The organism is Mesorhizobium sp. Arg314, assembly GCF_053714275.1.
The window spans coordinates 42,256-58,587 of record NZ_JBSKBP010000034.1; the positions used below are offsets into that span (position 1 = coordinate 42,256).

Here is a 16,332-nt window from a genome sequence, read left to right on the forward strand (position 1 = left end):
TCGTCATCCGCAGTCGACAGCGAGGGGGCGTCACCCTCCCCGCCAGTCTCGGTCGCTGCGGTTACCCGAAAGACTTCGGTGCAGCGTAGCCACGGGCAGCCAGTCCAGCGACCACGGCCTTGTTGAACTCGGCCTGCGTGATCTGCCCGACCTCGGCCATGTCCTTGGCCTGCCGGTAAGAGACCTCGATGCCACCAAGAACCCTGACGGTCGTCTTCTCGACCTCTGCCATAGGCGGCACAAAGCCTACTTCCTGAGACCTGATCGCCCCTGGGGTCTTCACACCCATGCGCTGGGCCTGGAGCTGTGCATTGTTCCGAACAGACAGCTCGACAGCACGGTCAATCTCTTCCTGCTTGGCTCGCTCTGTCGCCTCGGCGGCAAGTGCGTCTTGTTTGGCCCGGTCAGCTTCAGCTTGTGCGGCTTGAGCCCGCATCATGGCCTGCCCGAGCGTGGTCTGGTCGGTCTGGTACTTGTTCGGGTTGTCGATGTAGTCGGTCATTGTTTGGTTCCTTCAGTGGGTTCGGCCCCGGAGCGGAATTGCCCCGAGGCTTGGTCCGCTTGTTATGGTGGTGGTGGTGCTTGGTCAGCGCCGAGGCTGGAACCCGTAGGTCATCGCCTCAGGGCTCTCAGGACGCGCGCAAGGTGCGGCTGGGGTGGCTGGGCGGGAAAGGCCGGTGCCGCCTCCGGTGACCCCTTCCTGTAGCGCTGAGCGGGTGGGCCGCATCCACACCTCGGCAACTCTCCGGGCAACCGCCACAGCCCCCAGTTCGGGGTAGCCGTAGACCTCAAAGCACCGCTCGGCTGCCATAGAAAAACTGCTGGTCCAGCCGATGCCGATACCCGGCAACCTCCGGTCAAGCTCTGATGAGATTTCCCAGTCGTCAGCCTTCAGCCACTCGATCAGGGTCAGGGCTGCCTCCCGCGTCGGGTAGGTCGCGACCCAGTCCCGCCGCCTGATCCAATCCGGGGTCATACCCGGTCACCCTTCGAGGTCATCCGGCCCATCCGGTAGAGATACGCCATCGGTGAACCTTCGGGGTCCCGCTCATCGTCGACCGTGAATGGATCGAGCGCCCCCTTGGCCACCAACTGGTCGAGGGTGATGTGGTATTGCTTCACTTGTTCGGGGCTCATGGCCCGCCATTCCTCCTTCTTGATCTGGATCACGACACCTTCGGCAGTCTTCCGCCTCAGGTCCCGCCGCGCCTTGGCTTCCTTCAGTGATTTCGTCCGGCGCATCTTCGTGCGGTGAGGCAGGGCCTCGTCGGGGATCACTCGCTGACCCGGTAGGTGGTCGAGCGCGAGCCGTTCCCGGCCCCCCCGCTCTGCCCGATCGTCCAGGTCCAGCCTTTGCCGCTTGCTTCGCCGTTCTTCGTCCTGGCGGACCCTGGCTGCGAGCCTCTTGCCCTCAACCATCGCGTCCCAGTCGTGGGGGGTGTAGCCCTCATGATCGGTCGAGGTCATGACCAGATGCACCACCTGTGGGGGTGTCAGGTCACCGGGGTCGATCACGGTGTCGAGGATGGCCCACAGCGATGGGAGGTAGGTTTGATCGCCTGCGGCATTCCTTGGCCCGGTCCATGGTTCCACGGAGCTGCTCTTCTGATACAGCGGGCGTCCGTCGGGGTGCTGGTCGAGGTATTGCGCCATGAACGCCGTCACGGCCTCATGGGTGACATATCGGTCTACTAGGTCGTTCGGGTCCCGTCCGGGCAACCGTAGCGTGACCAACGCCTTCTCTTCTGGGCTCATTGTCTCCTTTCGTGATGATGTGGAAAGAGCGCCCCGATGCGGAGCGCCCTGTATAAATTGCACCCCGTAGTGATTACACAGACGGGGCCTCAAAAGTCCTCGTTCACGCTCTCTATCGCCAGCCGCTCGTCCTCGTCCAGATGCTCCCTGAGGAACCCATAGACCTCCGGTAGCTTCCGCCCGAAGTAGCTTGCCAATGCCATGGCCGCGACCTCTGGGTTCAGGGCCAGCTTGGTCGAGAACTTCTTGGCCAGCTCATCAGCGTACCTGTCAGCGAGTTGATACATCCATTGCTCCCTTTCGTCGTTGTCTCTGGTGCAAACAAGGTCATGGCCGTTGGCCGCGAGGCGAGCCCTGAACCACGACACATAGTCCCCCGCCTGTTCGCCTAGGGTCCTCTTAGCGCGCCTCATGATGGCCACTTGCCCTTCCGAGATGCCGGAGGCCTTCGCCACGGCTGCCTTGCTGTGCCGGTCGATCAGTACCAGCCGCCACGCGAAGTTCTGACGGTCGGTGTTGTCCATCGGCAGCTTGGCCTTGGAGTTGGCCTCACCAGCCACCAGAACGGCCTCTTCAGGTGTCCCCTCGAAGTACCTGACAGGCACAGGATCGGCCCACCTCACGGCCCTGTAGGCCTCAATGCGGTGGTGTCCGTCGATCAGGATGAACCGCTGACCGACCACCATGATGGTCACGGGGTCGAGGGCTCCAACTACCTTGATTGCCTTGACCAGCTCGCACACATGCCGCTCGCTGATGCCACCCCTGGGCTGGAATAAGTCGGGCACCTTCTCGATGTCCCCAAGGCGCAACGCTGGGGGACCTGTAGTGGCACCAGATGTTGGTCCTGTGGTGAACTGCTCGGTCAATTCCTGGAGGTGATCTCCAGCACTCATTCTCGCTCCTTCTGTTGTGGTCTTTCGCTGCGTCACGGCAGCTACGGGTTTCAGGCTGTCCACCTTGAAATGCACGGATAAGCAGACACGCGCCTGAACATTCTCAGGCCCGCACCTCACCAAGACCGACCACCCCGGCGACACCTTCAAGCGCCCCCGGAAGGAGACAAGGGTGCCTGTCGGGTCTGCACAGGATGGTCGATCTGGGTGAAGAGCGGGGGGCTCGGCCTGATGGCCTTGCGTTGGGTAGTGCTAGTGGTCCGGTTTGTCGCCTGCGTAGTGCCAGTGGTGTGGCTTGTCGCCTTGGTAGTGCTAGTGGAAGGGGAGATCACCTTCCTAGCTGGTGGGATATAAAGTCGCCTTCCTAGACCTAGTAGGGGCCTTTATCGCCACCTCAGCTAGGGGGGGGTTATGCCCCTCGGTAGTGCTAGTGGAGGGGCTAGTCGCCTTCATAGTCCTAGTGGTGGCCATATGGCCCTTCGTAGACCTAGTGGTCACCTTTGTGGGTCTACGCTGTCAGCACCTTCTGGACCGCTGAGGGTGAACACCCTGCCTCCTTGGCAATCTGCCTCACAGAGCGTCCCTCAGCCTTCAGGGCCTTGATCCGGTCATGGTCGAGGGTCACCGGCCTGCCGGTCTTCCACGGCTCGCCTTGGGCCTCTGCCTTGGCCTTCGCCTTGGCGATGCCTTCCATCTGCCGCTCCTTCCGCAGGGCGGTCTCAAACTCGGCAATGCTGGCGAGGATGCCGAACACCAGCTTCCCGGTCCGAGTGGTCGTATCAAGCGAGGCGTCGTCCAGCACCTTGAAGCCGACCCCCTTCTTGTCGAGGTCTCGCACGATCTGGTGGAGGTGCGCCGCTGACCTCGCCAGACGGTCCACCTTGGTAACCACGAACACGTCACCCTCACGGGCGAACTCCAGCGCCTTATCAAGCTCTGGCCTGGTCTCGTCCAAGCCCGACCGCTTCTCGCTGAAGACCTTCTCGGCCCCGGCTGCCGTCAGCTTCTCAAGCTGGGTGTCGAGGTCTTGGCCCGTGGTGCTGACGCGGGCGTAGCCGATGATCATAGTGTTCACTTTCCTCTAAGGCTGTTGGTGAACAACACTTAGTGGACGAATAGTGTACAAGTCAAGCGCGATGTTCACGAAGGTATAGGTTTGTGGACAGCGGCGATGGCTTGTCCTAGTGGTGGCCTTATGGAGCCGACGGGGGCACGGGGGGTCTTCGCGCGTGCCAGTTATCCGATCACCCGCTCAGATTTTTCTACCAAATATTCCGACGCCTCCCTAAATCTCCTCCATGGCAACCATCAGGTACGGGAAGACCATGCTCGAAATCATTGCAGGCATATTTGATACGTTAGTGGAACTTTTTGGAATGAAAGAGAAGAGAAGCAGGAAATACGCCTATTTTCTTACTGCGCTCGCAGCTATCGCTGTGGTGTTTTTTTTGCTTGGTCAAATTCCCGAGGTCACATCGTACAAGCCTTAGCTGGTTCGGCCCTCGGGTGCCTGTGAGGGACGGCCCCGGCATCTGCCTCAACGTAGCCTCGGTCGAGGCAGCCGCCGAGGAACTCCTGAAGTTCACCAAGAAGGGCCGTCATTGGCGACGAGCGGTCGAGTGCTGTGTCGCCTTCGGTGAGCGGCATGCATCCGTACAGGACGTCAGGCGCACCTTCAGGCTGGCAGCCAAGGAGGAAGGGGTCTTGATGTCCGATCTCTGACCGACATCAGAACGGTATCTCATCGTCCAGTTCGCGCCGTCCCTTCTGAGGGGGAAGGCCAAACTCATCCGGCGCGGGCAGGGCTCTGGGCTTTGGAGGAAGCACCTTCGGCTTCGGCTGGGGGCCAAGCCTCTCGACCTCGGCGTCCTCGGCAATCTTATCGGCGCCAAGCAGACTGGTGATCGTCGCCACCGCGTTGGGGGCGTCGGCCGGGAAGGACGTCGTTCCGCCCAGTGTCGCGCAAAAAAAAGCCAAGACCGCCATGACTTTGCGGTACTGGACGCGCGGCTGGGACAGCTCGACCGACAATTCGTTCAGCTTGTCCATTAGCCTATCGCGCTCGCGTTTTGGGAGGTCGCTGCTGGTGATGATGTCTCGCAGCTTCGCAATCTGCTGTTCGATGCGCCCTCGGGTCTTGTTGGCGAGGCGGACGGAATACTCATCGGCTTTGCTGATGCTACGAAGGCGGAACCGCGTTGCCACGCCTGTGGCCCTCAACAGGAAGTCTTGGAACCCATCGTAGGGTCTCTCCAAATTCCAAGGAAACTCGAGCCCATCAACACCGCACTCCTCAGCGGCAGCGGATACCATGGTCATGTACTGCAGCCTGATCATATGGTCGAACTCAGGCTGAGTTTCGGCAGTAATGTAGCGGTTTAAGTTGCGCCGACAGATTTCCTCAAAGGCCGCGAACTTCGCCAACGGCTCTTCAGGGAGTGATCCGTAGTCCTCTGGCGAAACCAAGTCCAAATCAGCCTCCTGCCCGAAATCCACCTCTAATGTATTTGCGAAACAGGCGTTCTTCCAGTGGTGGGTTCGCAGCTATCCCAGAGCCTTCCGTAGCGCCCTCGTCGCCGCCACAAGCCGCCCCTCGGGTCCACCGTAACGCTTCCCCTCGCCGCCCAGTGCGTGGCCAAGAACCAGCTTTCGGTCGGCCTCTTCGACCCCTGCAATCTTGAGCTTGTCGGCCATGTTGTGCCGAAGCGAATGCACCCTCGCCAACTTGTCATCGGTGATCTCCCGAACGTGCTTCATGAGCGCCCCTGAGGCTGACGTGTTGCCGCCTTCGACGCCGTAGCGCGGGAACAGCAAGTCACTTTCGCCTACCAACTTGAGGGCGGCACGGGTCGCGTCGAGGGCGTCACCCACAAGCGGCACCCTGCGGATTGACGCCAAGGTCTTGAGACCCCGCCGATCATGGGGCCTGATGTCGAGGTAGGGCATCTCGCCGTCCGCCACGACGTCCACAACCCGCAGGCCGGTCACTTCCGCAAGACGGCAGCCCGTGCCCTCCAACATCCTCCAAATAAGGATGAGGTCGGGTTGTCTGGACAGCCTCTCGATCCTGTCACGGATTGCCTTCGCCTCCTCGACCGTCAGGGGCCTTCCTTCTTCATCTGCCGTGGGTCCGCCATAGCGACCACCCGCGAGGATCGGCAGTCCAGTGAAATGGTTCTTCAACTCATGGAGGTCGGGGAACTCGGCAATCGCGTGGTTGATGATCGACCGGATGTCGTTGAGATAGCGGTCCACCGTCCCGGCAGCCACCTTGCCCTTGAGGTACGCTTGCACCTTGCGGGCCTCTTCACGAGAGATACTTGCGACAGTCGGTACCCTTCCCAGCGCCTCGACGATGGCGTCCGCCGCCCGTTCTGCGCGCTGCTCGTCCTTTTTACGCTCCAGCTCGCCCGGCTCCCTCAACGCAAAGCGGTCCTCAAGATAGCGCTTCTTGGCGTCCACGATGGTCACGGGAGGGGCCTTGGGGTCGGGCGTCATCACCACTCGGAGCAGTGTCGCGTCCGCCTTCGTCAACCCTGCCGGCTCGTCTGGCTCACCAACATCGGTCGCATAGGCCCCGCCCTCCGCCCGGTAGCCGGGGCGATACTGCTTCGCGACGCTATCGGCTATCAGTTCCCGCACCTCATCGTCGGCATCGTCGCTGTCGTCATCATCATGGCGATACGGGTTGATGCCAAGGTCACGTGCCCTGTCCATCGCGTCGTTGAACAACTCGCGAGCCGTCTTGTTCTGCTGAGCCTTCGCCGCCGCCTTGGTCTTGCCGTTTACGGCGTCCCACGCTTCGGCGAGCGCCTTCTCAACTTCTTTATCGACCTTGCCGTAGGCCTTCGTCGCGGCGACAAGCGTCTTGCCCAGAGGCACGACCAACTCGCCCTTTCCAAGATGCTCTTTGAGCGCCCCCGGTACCGGGCGGCGGTATCGGTAGGACAGCGTCCCGCGCTTCTTGCCCTGCCGCTCCTGCAAATACTTCATCGTCACGTTGACCATAACTGTCCCTCTCTCGGTACCTTGCGTCGTACCTCAGGGGACTTCTAAGCCCTTGCTGCTGTTGAATTTCCTGGCCCGAAGAGGGTCCAGTGGTGCCCCTAGCCGGGATCGAACCAGCACTCCTTGCGGAACTCGATTTTGAGTCGAGCGCGTCTACCAATTCCGCCATAGGGGCTCAGGCCGGGCGGCCTGGATGGGCGCGGACTATACGGTCGGACGGGCTTTCGTCAACTGGCCTGTTGCCGATTTGCCGGCGCCGCTTCGGCCAAACAGCGTCTTACGGTTTCGTAAGGGCCGCTGCCATTGTGCGGCGCGGAAAATCTTTCTAGAGAGGCGAGAGTTTTAGCCGCCCGGCCAAGAAAACCACGGCTGCGGCGCTTTGGGTGCTTGTTTCGTGCTTGCCGGTGGCCGAAAACCGCTGCGTCGTTTGGGCGATATGCACTAGAGCAATTCCAGGAAAAATGCGCAGCGGTTTTCCGTCTGGAATTGCGTCAACCGCACTAGGAGAGCCGATGCTTCGCGGACTTTACGACTGGACCCTGTCGCTAGCGGCGAGGAAGTCGGCCGAATGGTGGCTGGCCTTCATCGCCTTCGTCGAAAGCTCGGTCTTCCTCGTTCCGGCCGACGTGCTCTTTTTGCCGATGGCACTGGCGAAACCCCAGCGCGCCTATCGCTACGCGCTGATTGCCACAGTCGCCTCAGTGCTCGGCGGCATCGCCGGCTGGTTCATCGGCCACTATGCCTATGAGGCGGTAGCCAAGCCGATTCTCGAATTCTACGGCAAGTATGACGAGTTCGAGGCGCTGCGCACCTCGTCCGGCGTCGGCTTCATCATCCTGATGCTCATCACCTCGGGCGCGGCCCATCTGCCGCCGATCAAGGTGGTGACGATTCTGTCCGGCGTCATCGGCGTCAATCTCTTGCTCTTCATCGGGCTAGCGATCGTAGCGCGCGGCGCCCGTTTCCTGCTGCTTGCCTGGCTGCTGCGCCGCTATGGCGAAGAGATCAAGGAGTTCATCGAAAAGCGCTTGGGACTGATTGTCGGCGCCGGCGCCGCTGCCCTGATTTTGCTCTATATCCTCGTCAGATACGCCCACGGATAGCGACGCAACAACGGATCCCCATCGATGACCGCGACCATGAATGCCGACACCGGACGCCAGCGCACGCGCGCGGCGCTCTTTCTTGCCGTCGCCATGGCCGCGACGGTCGGCTCGGCGCTCGCCTTCCAGTATATCGGCGGCTACATCCCCTGCCATCTCTGCCTCGAGCAGCGCACGCCCTACTACATCGGCGTGCCGCTTATGCTGCTGGCGGTGATCGCCTCGATGCTGCGCGCGCCGGCCTGGGTGACGCGCGGCCTGCTGGCGATCGGCGGCCTTTTGATGCTCTACGGCCTTTATCTCGGCGTCTACCACTCAGGCGTCGAATGGGCCTGGTGGCAGGGCCCGGCCGACTGCACCGCCGGCGCCGGTCCGGTCGACACCGGCGGCAAGGGCGTGCTCGACGCGCTCGACAAGTTCGTGCCGCCCTCCTGCGACAAGGCCGCTCTTCGCATCCTCGGCCTGTCGCTCGCCGGCTGGAACGCCATCGCCAGCCTCGTCCTCGCCGCCGTCGCCTTCCGCAGCGCGTTGTCGCGCGATTGAGCCAGCACCAGCGCGCCGCCGCGAGATCGTTCAAAGAATTCGTCAGGCTGAGTCGTATGGAGTGATTGTCGAGAACCGAAGCGCAGCGGACATTCAGGTCCGTGAGCACCGGCCTACGCCGGCCGTAGCCTTAATTTATTACCACGCCACTCATGAGGGCTTCGGCCGGCGAAGGCCGGAAGCGCAGACAATCGCTCCAGACGGCCAGCCTCACGAATTCTCGAACGATCTCAAGGTTCGAGTTCGACATCCCAGTAGAGATAATCCATCCAGCTTTCATGCAGATGGTTGGGCGGGAACAGCCGGCCGTTGTTGTGCAGGTCGTGCACCGTCGGCTGATAGGGTTTTTGCAGCGGCCACATCTTGGCTTGGGCCGGCATCATGCCGCCCTTCCTCAGATTGCAAGGCGAACAGGCGGCGACGACATTCTCCCAGGTCGTCGCCCCGCCGCGATGGCGCGGGACGACGTGGTCAAATGTCAAATCCTCAGGCGTGCCGCAATACTGGCACTGGAAGCGGTCGCGCAGGAAGACGTTGAAGCGCGTGAAGGCGGGATGCCGCGACGGCTTCACATAGGCCTTGAGGCTGACCACGCTCGGCAGCTTCATCGAGAAGGTCGGCGAGGAGACGGCGTGCTCGTATTCGGCGACGATGTTGACCCGGTCGAGGAAGACAGCCTTGATGGCGTCCTGCCACGACCAGAGCGACAGGGGGTAATAGCTGAGCGGACGGTAGTCCGCATTCAGCACCAGCGCGGGAAGCCCATCCGGAGATACGGCGACCGTCACGTCCTTTGCCTCCTTCGTTCCAGAACCGATCGGCGCGGATACTGTAAGCCCGACATGACAGGGATGTGAAGCGGATTGTCTCTCGCCGAAACCTCTAAAAACGCATGATTTTCATGCTTTTTCGACCATTTCGGCGGGAGGCGCCGCGTCCCTGCCCTTCAATTCCCGATAGTAGGCCCAGAAAAGCCGCGACGCGACACCCCGCCAGGGGCTCCATGATTCGGCCAGCCGGATAAGCACTTTCTCGGGCGGACGTGGGTCGATGCCGAGTGCATGGCCGACCGCCGTCTGCAGCGCGACGTCGCGCGCAGGGAACACGTCGGGATGGCCGGCGGCAAACAGCAGATAGCACTCCGCCGTCCATGGGCCGATGCCGGGCACGGCGGTCATCGCAGCGATCGCCTCGCCGGCGTCCAGCGTACAGAGGTGATCGAGATCGAGCCCGCCGGCAACCGCTTCGGCGACCGCAATCAGCCCGCGCTGCTTCGGCCGCGACAGCCCGGCCTCGCGAAATATGTCCTCGCCGGCGGCAAGGATCCCTTCCGGCGTCAGCGGATCGACCAGTCTGACCAGCCGGCCGAAGATGGCGTCGGCGCTCGCACGCGACACCTGCTGTGAAACGATGATCGAGGCAAGGCTTTGAAACCCTGGTTCCGACAGCCGCAGCGGCACCTCGCCCGCCCTGCCGCGCACGGTCGCCAGCCGCGGATCGATCCGGCAGAGCGCGTCGAGCCCTGCCGCAATGTCGTCGAGCGAGGCGATGCGTTGCACGTTGCTTGTTCCCAGGGCGCCCGCGAAGTGGCAATTGATGGCTAACGAGATTGTTTGGAAATTCGCTCTGGCGGCCGGAGCAGAATTTCCAAACGTCTCTAACTATCAACCGGCGGAAGCGCCTTTCAACCCGAATGCCGCTTGAGAGATGACGCTCCTGACATTCCGCTTCGCGCCGAGCCCCAACGGCGAATTGCATCTCGGCCATGCCTACTCGGCCCTGCTCAACCGGCAGATGGCGGCGCAAACAGGCGGACGGATGCTGTTGCGCATCGAGGATATCGATATCACCCGCTGCACGCCCGAATTCGAAGCCGGCATTTTGCGCGACCTCGAATGGCTGGGATTGCACTGGGAACGGCCGGTGCGCCGCCAGTCCGAACATTTTGCCGAATACCGGGCGGTGCTTGACCGGCTGATCGCCGAGGAACTCGTCTATCCGGCCTTCATGAGCCGGGGCGAAATCCGCGCCTTCATCGCCGAGACCGGGAAACGCGGCCGCGACTGGCCTCACGATCCGGACGGCGTGCCGCTCTACCCGTCGCTCGACAAGGCCCTGCCGGCCAGGGAGCGCAAGCGGCGGATCGCCGAGAACATGCCCTTCGCCTGGCGGCTTGATATCGAGACGGCGATGGCGCGCGTCTCGGCCGGCCTGTCATGGGCCGAATTCACCGACGAGACGATGTCGGCGACGCGAGCAATCGAAGCACAACCGCAGGCCTGGGGCGACGTCATCGTCGCCCGCCGCGACATCCCGACCAGCTACCATCTCGCCGTCGTCGTCGACGACGCGCTGCAGGGCGTCAGCCATGTCGTGCGCGGCCAGGACCTCTATTCGGCGACCGGGGTGCAGCGCTTGTTGCAGGAACTGCTCGGCCTTGCGCAGCCACGCTATTTCCACCACCGCCTGATTCTTGGCCCGGACGGCAGGAAACTGTCCAAAAGCTTCAAGGACACCGGTCTTGCCGCGCTGAGGCAGGCTGGCATGCCACAGCGGGACATCAGAAGATTGATTGGTTTTTAGCCGGTTCCTGTGCGTTGAGATTCAGGTCAGGCCGAGTCGAAAACGGTGGGTTCCGAGAACCGGCCTACGCCGGCCGTAGCCTTCATAGGGCGGAGACCCTTACGAGGGCTTCGGCCGGCGAAGGCCGGAAGCGGAGGAGACCGCCATTTGCAGGCCTGCCTCACCTGAATATCGACGCACTGGCTAGAGGCGCGCCATCCCGGCCTTGATCAGCGCCAGCACGCTGATGAAGGCAAATGCGCCGCCGAGCCCATAGGCAACCGCCAGCTTGGGATCGTTCAGGCTGATGCCATGCTTGTTGGCGACCACCACCGCGACAAAAAAACCGGAGATGAACAACAGCGTGTTGCCGGTCGGGCCGAAGCCGCTCTCCTTCATGATCGCGTCGAGCGCAGTGCCGAAGAAGAAGCCGAAAGCGGCAATGATCGCGAAGGCGAACAAGAGCCAGGTCGTGTCGAGATGCAAAAACATGCCTCACACCATGGCGCGGCGATGCGCCATGCCCCTCTTGGCACGGTTTGTTGAATTCGACTTAGCTTATGGATCAACCGTTTCGTTTTGCTTGCGGGATTGAACGGCATTAGAGCAATTGCCGTCATCAACCGTTCACCCCGGCAGCCTCCCCCAATGCAGAGCATCAAGCGGTTCATTCCCGCCTCCTTCGTCGTTCTGTGGGCGACAGGCTTCATCGGCGCGCGCTACGCCATGCCCTGGGCGGAGCCCTTCACCTTTCTTGCCATTCGCTTCGTGATGGCGGCGATCCTGTTTGCCGGCCTCGCCGTGCTGCTTGGCTCGCGCAAGGCGACGCGCGAAGAGGCGTTGCACGCGACGGTGGCCGGCGTCCTCATGCATGGCGTCTATCTCGGCGCCGTCTTCTGGGCGATCCACAGAGGCATGCCGGCCGGCCTCTCGGCGCTGATCGTCGGCCTGCAGCCGCTGGTCACCGCCGTGCTCGCCGGAAAGTACCTCGGCGAGGCGATCCTGCCGCGCCATTGGGCCGGCCTTGCCGTCGGGCTGCTTGGCGTCGTCATCGTGCTGTGGCCAAAGCTCGGGATGCTGGGCGGCGGCGTTACGCCGGCGACGCTGACGGCTTCGCTGGTCTCCGTGCTCGGCATGAGCGCCGGCACCATCTGGCAGAAGCGCTATGCCTCCGGCGGCGATCTGGTGTCGGCAACGATGTGGCAGTATGTCGGCGGCTCCGCCGTGATGATCCTGGGCTCGCTCGCCTTCGAGACACGCATCATCACCGTCAACGGCGAGCTGATCTTTGCCATGGCCTGGCTGGTCCTGGTGCTGTCGATCGGCGCCATATTTTTGTTGATGGTGATGATCCGGGACGGCGAGATGTCGAAGGTCGCTTCCCTGTTCTACCTCGTGCCGGCCGTTACCGCGATCATTGCCTGGGTGCTTTTCAACGAGCAGCTCAATCTGCTGCAGATCGCCGGCATGGCGATCGCCACGCTTGGCGTGGCTCTCGCGACCGCTCGGCCTAAGACCATATCCGAGAAGATCTCCACCTGAGATGTGTTGAGATTCAGGTCAGGCCGTGTCGAAAAGGGTGGCGTCCGAGAACCGGCCTACGCCGGCCGTAGCCTTCATAGGGCGGAAACACTTATGAGGGCTTCGGCCGGCGAAGGCCGGAGCGGAGCCTACTGAGGTACGTGAGCACCGGAAGCGCAGGAAGCCGCCGTTTGCAGACCGGCCTCACCTGAATATCGACACATCTCAACCGACGCGCGCCCGCGCCTCCAGATAGCGGCTGATCGAGGCATTGAGCTCGCCGCCCAGGATGAAAATCGCCGAGATGATGTAGAGGAAGACGACCGCGATCATGATCGAGGCGAGTCCGGCATAGGTCGTCACATAGGACGAGAAATGGTCGAGATAGGTGGCGAAGATCGTCGACCCTACCAGCCAGGCGATCAGCGTGAAGACGATGCCCGGTATGATCGAGACGAAGCGGCGCTTGCCGGCCGGCAGCCAGATATGCACCGAGAACAGCCCGATGACGATGACCGTCGAGGCGACCACGTAGCGCCAGATGGTGATTGTGCCCATATAGGGCTTGATCCATTCCAGTTGCGCTTCCGCGAGCCGCGCCAAGAGCGGCGCAAACACCAGAAGCACGCTGACGGCAAGGAAGCAGGCGGTGGCGATCAGGACGAAGATGATGCTCTGCACCCTGCGGTGGATGATGCCGCGCGTCTCGGTGACCCGGTAGGCGCGGTTGAGCGACGTGCGCAGTGCCTCGATGCCGTTCGACGCGAAATAGGCTGCAAGCAGCACGCCATAGGTCAGAAGGTCGGTGCGCCGCACGGTCAGCACGTTCTGCACCTCATGCGCGATCGGCTTGGCGATCTGCTCCGGCCATGTGTCGAAGACCAGATGCACGGCCGTGTCGGCGAAGGCGCGCGCGCCGAGGAAGCTGGCAAGCGTCGTGGCAAAGATCAGGAACGGGAAAAGCGCCATCAGCGAGGTGATCGCCAGATGGCTGGCCATTGCCCAGCCGTCGTCGGTGTTGAAATGGCCGATCGCATCGTAGAGCACGCGCTTGACGGCAACGATATTCCGCAGCAAAGGCCCGCGCTCCGCTCGATTGTGTCAACGCCGCGAATATGGGAAGTGATTGCGGCAAATGGCAACCCCAGGTCCCACAACGCGCCCCGCCGCCAAAGAATTGCGCACCGTTATCGTCACCGGGGCCTCCTCCGGCATCGGCGCCTATTGCGCGCGGGCGCTGAAGGCGGAAGGCTGGCGAGTCTTCGCCACGGCGCGCAAGCTGGCCGATATTTCAGCCCTTGAGGCGGACGGCATAGAGGCCTTCTACCTCGACTATCGGGAACCCCAATCCATCGCAGCTCTGGTCGATGCGGTGCTTGAACGCACCGGTGGCACGCTTGATGCGCTGTTCAACAACGGAGCCTACGCCCAGCCCGGCGCCGTCGAGGACCTGCCTGTCGCGGCGCTGCGCGAGCAGTTCGAGGCCAATTTCTTCGGCTGGCATGACCTCACCCGGCGCGTCGTGCCGATCATGCGCCGCCAGGGGCACGGCCGCCTTATCCACTGCTCCTCGATCCTCGGGCTGGCGCCGGTCCGCTTCCGTGGCGCCTATTCGGCGTCCAAACACGCCATCGAAGGCCTGATGCTGTGCATGCGCCAGGAACTCGAAGGCAGCGGCATCCACCTCTCGCTCATCGAACCGGGACCGGTGACATCGAAGATCGCCAGCAATGGCCTGCCCTGGTTCGTCAGGAATATCGACGTCGAAAATTCCGTCCACCGCGCCGATTATCAGGCGCAGCTCGCCCGGCTTCAGGCCGGCGGGAGCGTATCGAAGCTGAAACCGGGACCGGAGATCGTGCACAGGGCGCTCCGCCACGCGCTTCTGTCACAGCGCCCGCGCCCGCACTATGTGGTAACGGTGCCGGCTAAAATCGGCGCGGTGCTGAAACGCATCCTGCCGGCGTCCCTGCTCTACCGCGTCCTTGCCAGGCGCGCCTGACCGAAACCGAACTGGAGCCAGCCAGATGGTCATCGTCTTAAAGATCCTCGCCGTCATCGCCATGGCCGCCGTGGTGATCGTGCTGGTCCGCGGCCTGATCAACATGATGCGCGGCGGCTCCGGCGTCACCTCGAACAAGCTGATGCAGACGCGCATCATGTTGCAGGCCGTGGCCTTGGCGCTGCTGTTGCTGGTGGTCTATTTCACGCGCAAATAGAGGATATCAGGGGGATCGTGTGGTCAAGCTCAACAAGATCTACACCCGCACCGGCGACGACGGCACCACCGGGCTCGGCACCGGCGAGCGGCGGCTGAAATCCGATCTGCGCGTCGATGCCTATGGCACCGTCGACGAGGCCAATGCCTGCATCGGCATGGCCCGCATCCACACCGCCGCCGAGCATCCCGCGATCGACGCCATGCTGTCGCGCATCCAGAATGATCTGTTCGATCTGGGAGCCGACCTCGCCGTGCCGGACGACGGCAGGCCGCTGGAATATGAGCCGCTGCGCATCGTCGCCGCCCAGACCGGCCGCGTCGAACAGGACATCGACCTCATCAACAAGGAGCTGCAACCGCTGAAATCCTTCGTGCTGAACGGCGGCACGCCGGCGGCGGCCGCGCTCCATCTGGCGCGCACCGTGGCGCGCCGCGCCGAGCGCATCATGGTGGCGCTGGCGCAGGATCCGGCCGAACACGTCAACAGCGAGGCGCTCAAATACATCAACCGCGTCTCGGATTTCCTGTTCGTCGCAGCCCGCGCCGTCAATGACAATGGAAAGGCCGACGTGCTATGGGTTCCCGGCAAGAACCGCTGATTTCAGAAGCGGGAGGGTCCGATGTTCATCCCGCTTTATGACACCAACAGGCTGCGCCACATCCGCCTGCAATATGTGACGATCGGCCTGATCGTTGTGAATGCGCTGGCCTATCTGGCGACCACGCTCGGCGGTGAAAACTTCACCAATGCCGCGGTTCTCGGTCTCGGCTTCATCCCGTCGGTGGTTCACGACAAGGTCGAGCTGTCGCCCGAATTCGTCATCATCCCCGAAAGCCTCAGCTATCTCACCTATTCCTTCCTGCATGCCGATATTTTCCATCTCGGCGGCAACATGCTGTTTCTCTGGGTGTTCGGCGACAATGTCGAGGATGCGCTCGGCCATTTCCGCTACCTGATCTTCTACATGCTTTGCGCCGTCGCCGGCGCGCTCTTCCAAGGCCTGGTGGCCTGGGATTCGCAGGTGCCGCTGATCGGCGCCTCAGGCGCCATTGCCGGCGTCGTCGCCGCCTATCTGATCCTCTATCCTCGCGTGAAAGTCTGGGTCCTGGCCTTTGCCCGCATTCCGTTGCGCATCCCGGCCTTCATCCCGCTGATCCTGTGGATCCTGTTCCAGGTCGTGATGTTTGCCGCCGGCGGCGAGGACCAGATCTCCTGGGCCTGCCATATCGGCGGCATCATCGCCGGATCGATCCTGGTGCTGGTGCTGCGCAGCCGCGGCGTGCCGCTGCTGGCCGGCGCCGACGGCGAGCCGGACCCGACGCCGAACGTCCAGCAGCCGCCTGTTCCCGTCGAGCCGGCCGCAAATGATGGCGGTCCGGCGCAGCCGGCGTCGCAATGGGGCCGTGGAGCGGCGACGCCCCGCGACTGAACCGATTTGGGTGCGTCGTGGGATATTGACGCGCCGATTTGCCGCCACTACGGAAACGGCACCGCTGGGCGGATATTCCGCCCGTAATGTCGGCTTTCGACAACTCTGACAGGGCGCACGCTGCTATAGCGCCCCGACTATCTCAGGAGAGGTGACAGTAAAATGAAGATCCTTGTGCCCGTGAAGCGGGTTGTGGACGCCAACGTCAAGGTCCGGGTGAAGGCCGACGGACTGGGCGTCGAGCTTGCCAACGTCAAGATGGCGATGAACCCGTTCGACGAGATCGCGGTCGA

General features: G+C 62.6%; 20 protein-coding genes, 1 tRNA gene and 1 pseudogene. 11 read left to right on the top strand and 11 right to left on the bottom strand.

The window, feature by feature from the left end; translation table 11 throughout:
* Nucleotides 1-61: 61 nt before the first annotated feature.
* The 4 genes from ACWGS9_RS26685 to ACWGS9_RS26700 all read right to left on the bottom strand — a co-directional run bounded on the left by ACWGS9_RS26685 (nucleotide 62) and on the right by ACWGS9_RS26700 (nucleotide 3,717).
* Nucleotides 62-502, bottom strand: a complete 441-nt coding sequence (locus ACWGS9_RS26685) for a hypothetical protein (RefSeq protein ID WP_454508050.1) — start codon at nucleotides 500-502, stop codon at nucleotides 62-64.
* Between the two features lie 470 nt (nucleotides 503-972).
* The gene (locus ACWGS9_RS26690) at nucleotides 973-1,755 is read right to left on the bottom strand and encodes a hypothetical protein (protein ID WP_454508051.1); all 783 of its coding nucleotides are present in this window, start codon (nucleotides 1,753-1,755) and stop codon (nucleotides 973-975) included.
* Between the two features lie 89 nt (nucleotides 1,756-1,844).
* On the bottom strand, nucleotides 1,845-2,651 hold the full coding sequence (locus ACWGS9_RS26695; RefSeq protein ID WP_454508052.1) for a ParB/RepB/Spo0J family partition protein: 807 nt from the start codon (nucleotides 2,649-2,651) through the stop codon (nucleotides 1,845-1,847).
* A gap of 508 nt (nucleotides 2,652-3,159) precedes the next feature.
* Nucleotides 3,160-3,717: a recombinase family protein gene (locus ACWGS9_RS26700; RefSeq protein ID WP_454508053.1), complete on the bottom strand. Its 558-nt coding sequence runs from the start codon at nucleotides 3,715-3,717 to the stop codon at nucleotides 3,160-3,162.
* Nucleotides 3,718-3,976: 259 nt separating this feature from the next.
* Here ACWGS9_RS26700 and ACWGS9_RS26705 point away from each other — a divergent pair, with 259 nt between their 5' ends.
* Both ACWGS9_RS26705 and ACWGS9_RS26710 read left to right on the top strand, forming a co-directional pair.
* A complete protein-coding gene (locus tag ACWGS9_RS26705; protein WP_454508054.1) occupies nucleotides 3,977-4,141 on the top strand; it encodes a hypothetical protein in 165 nt (54 codons plus the stop codon).
* A gap of 16 nt (nucleotides 4,142-4,157) precedes the next feature.
* The gene (locus tag ACWGS9_RS26710; RefSeq protein WP_454508055.1) at nucleotides 4,158-4,373 is read left to right on the top strand and encodes a DUF982 domain-containing protein; all 216 of its coding nucleotides are present in this window, start codon (nucleotides 4,158-4,160) and stop codon (nucleotides 4,371-4,373) included.
* A gap of 6 nt (nucleotides 4,374-4,379) precedes the next feature.
* On the opposite strand, the gene ACWGS9_RS26715 is transcribed toward ACWGS9_RS26710, so the two are convergent.
* From ACWGS9_RS26715 to ACWGS9_RS26725, 3 genes are all read right to left on the bottom strand, one after another.
* Complete coding sequence (locus tag ACWGS9_RS26715) at nucleotides 4,380-5,123, bottom strand: hypothetical protein (RefSeq protein WP_454508056.1); 744 nt, start codon at nucleotides 5,121-5,123, stop codon at nucleotides 4,380-4,382.
* A gap of 72 nt (nucleotides 5,124-5,195) precedes the next feature.
* Nucleotides 5,196-6,659, bottom strand: coding sequence for a tyrosine-type recombinase/integrase (locus ACWGS9_RS26720; RefSeq protein ID WP_454508057.1), 1,464 nt, complete (start codon nucleotides 6,657-6,659; stop codon nucleotides 5,196-5,198).
* Between the two features lie 90 nt (nucleotides 6,660-6,749).
* Nucleotides 6,750-6,834, bottom strand: a tRNA-Leu gene (locus tag ACWGS9_RS26725).
* A 337-nt stretch (nucleotides 6,835-7,171) separates the two neighbouring features.
* On the opposite strand from ACWGS9_RS26725, the gene ACWGS9_RS26730 reads away from it, so the two are divergent.
* Both ACWGS9_RS26730 and ACWGS9_RS26735 read left to right on the top strand, forming a co-directional pair.
* Nucleotides 7,172-7,762: a YqaA family protein gene (locus ACWGS9_RS26730; RefSeq protein ID WP_454508058.1), complete on the top strand. Its 591-nt coding sequence runs from the start codon at nucleotides 7,172-7,174 to the stop codon at nucleotides 7,760-7,762.
* Nucleotides 7,763-7,786: 24 nt separating this feature from the next.
* Nucleotides 7,787-8,305 carry a disulfide bond formation protein B gene (locus ACWGS9_RS26735; RefSeq protein ID WP_454508059.1) on the top strand — a complete coding sequence of 173 codons (519 nt, stop codon included), beginning with the start codon at nucleotides 7,787-7,789 and terminating at the stop codon, nucleotides 8,303-8,305.
* A gap of 230 nt (nucleotides 8,306-8,535) precedes the next feature.
* On the opposite strand, the gene ACWGS9_RS26740 is transcribed toward ACWGS9_RS26735, so the two are convergent.
* Complete coding sequence (locus tag ACWGS9_RS26740) at nucleotides 8,536-9,093, bottom strand: HNH endonuclease (protein WP_140809359.1); 558 nt, start codon at nucleotides 9,091-9,093, stop codon at nucleotides 8,536-8,538.
* Between the two features lie 111 nt (nucleotides 9,094-9,204).
* Nucleotides 9,205-9,864 (bottom strand): DNA-3-methyladenine glycosylase family protein, encoded by a 660-nt coding sequence (locus ACWGS9_RS26745; protein WP_454508060.1) that lies wholly within the window; start codon nucleotides 9,862-9,864, stop codon nucleotides 9,205-9,207.
* A 148-nt stretch (nucleotides 9,865-10,012) separates the two neighbouring features.
* Here ACWGS9_RS26745 and gluQRS point away from each other — a divergent pair, with 148 nt between their 5' ends.
* Entirely contained in the window at nucleotides 10,013-10,888 is an 876-nt protein-coding gene (gene gluQRS, locus ACWGS9_RS26750; protein ID WP_454508061.1) for a tRNA glutamyl-Q(34) synthetase GluQRS, read from the top strand.
* A 183-nt stretch (nucleotides 10,889-11,071) separates the two neighbouring features.
* Here the strand turns inward: gluQRS and ACWGS9_RS26755 are convergent, their stop codons facing one another.
* Nucleotides 11,072-11,359: a hypothetical protein gene (locus ACWGS9_RS26755; protein ID WP_454508062.1), complete on the bottom strand. Its 288-nt coding sequence runs from the start codon at nucleotides 11,357-11,359 to the stop codon at nucleotides 11,072-11,074.
* A gap of 156 nt (nucleotides 11,360-11,515) precedes the next feature.
* On the opposite strand from ACWGS9_RS26755, the gene ACWGS9_RS26760 reads away from it, so the two are divergent.
* The gene (locus ACWGS9_RS26760; protein ID WP_454508063.1) at nucleotides 11,516-12,409 is read left to right on the top strand and encodes a DMT family transporter; all 894 of its coding nucleotides are present in this window, start codon (nucleotides 11,516-11,518) and stop codon (nucleotides 12,407-12,409) included.
* 204 nt (nucleotides 12,410-12,613) lie between these two features.
* On the opposite strand, the gene ACWGS9_RS26765 is transcribed toward ACWGS9_RS26760, so the two are convergent.
* Nucleotides 12,614-13,465 carry a YihY/virulence factor BrkB family protein gene (locus ACWGS9_RS26765; protein WP_454508064.1) on the bottom strand — a complete coding sequence of 284 codons (852 nt, stop codon included), beginning with the start codon at nucleotides 13,463-13,465 and terminating at the stop codon, nucleotides 12,614-12,616.
* 58 nt (nucleotides 13,466-13,523) lie between these two features.
* Between ACWGS9_RS26765 and ACWGS9_RS26770 the strand changes: the two genes are divergently transcribed.
* The 5 genes and pseudogenes from ACWGS9_RS26770 to ACWGS9_RS26790 all read left to right on the top strand — a co-directional run.
* A complete protein-coding gene (locus ACWGS9_RS26770) occupies nucleotides 13,524-14,390 on the top strand; it encodes an SDR family oxidoreductase (protein ID WP_454508065.1) in 867 nt (288 codons plus the stop codon).
* Between the two features lie 25 nt (nucleotides 14,391-14,415).
* Nucleotides 14,416-14,607: a twin transmembrane helix small protein gene (locus ACWGS9_RS26775; RefSeq protein ID WP_320214213.1), complete on the top strand. Its 192-nt coding sequence runs from the start codon at nucleotides 14,416-14,418 to the stop codon at nucleotides 14,605-14,607.
* 19 nt (nucleotides 14,608-14,626) lie between these two features.
* Complete coding sequence (locus ACWGS9_RS26780; RefSeq protein WP_454508066.1) at nucleotides 14,627-15,208, top strand: cob(I)yrinic acid a,c-diamide adenosyltransferase; 582 nt, start codon at nucleotides 14,627-14,629, stop codon at nucleotides 15,206-15,208.
* Nucleotides 15,209-15,229: 21 nt separating this feature from the next.
* Nucleotides 15,230-16,039: a rhomboid family intramembrane serine protease gene (locus ACWGS9_RS26785; protein ID WP_454508067.1), complete on the top strand. Its 810-nt coding sequence runs from the start codon at nucleotides 15,230-15,232 to the stop codon at nucleotides 16,037-16,039.
* Between the two features lie 162 nt (nucleotides 16,040-16,201).
* Nucleotides 16,202-16,332 (top strand): annotated as a pseudogene (locus tag ACWGS9_RS26790) (electron transfer flavoprotein subunit beta/FixA family protein); the annotation flags it as partial.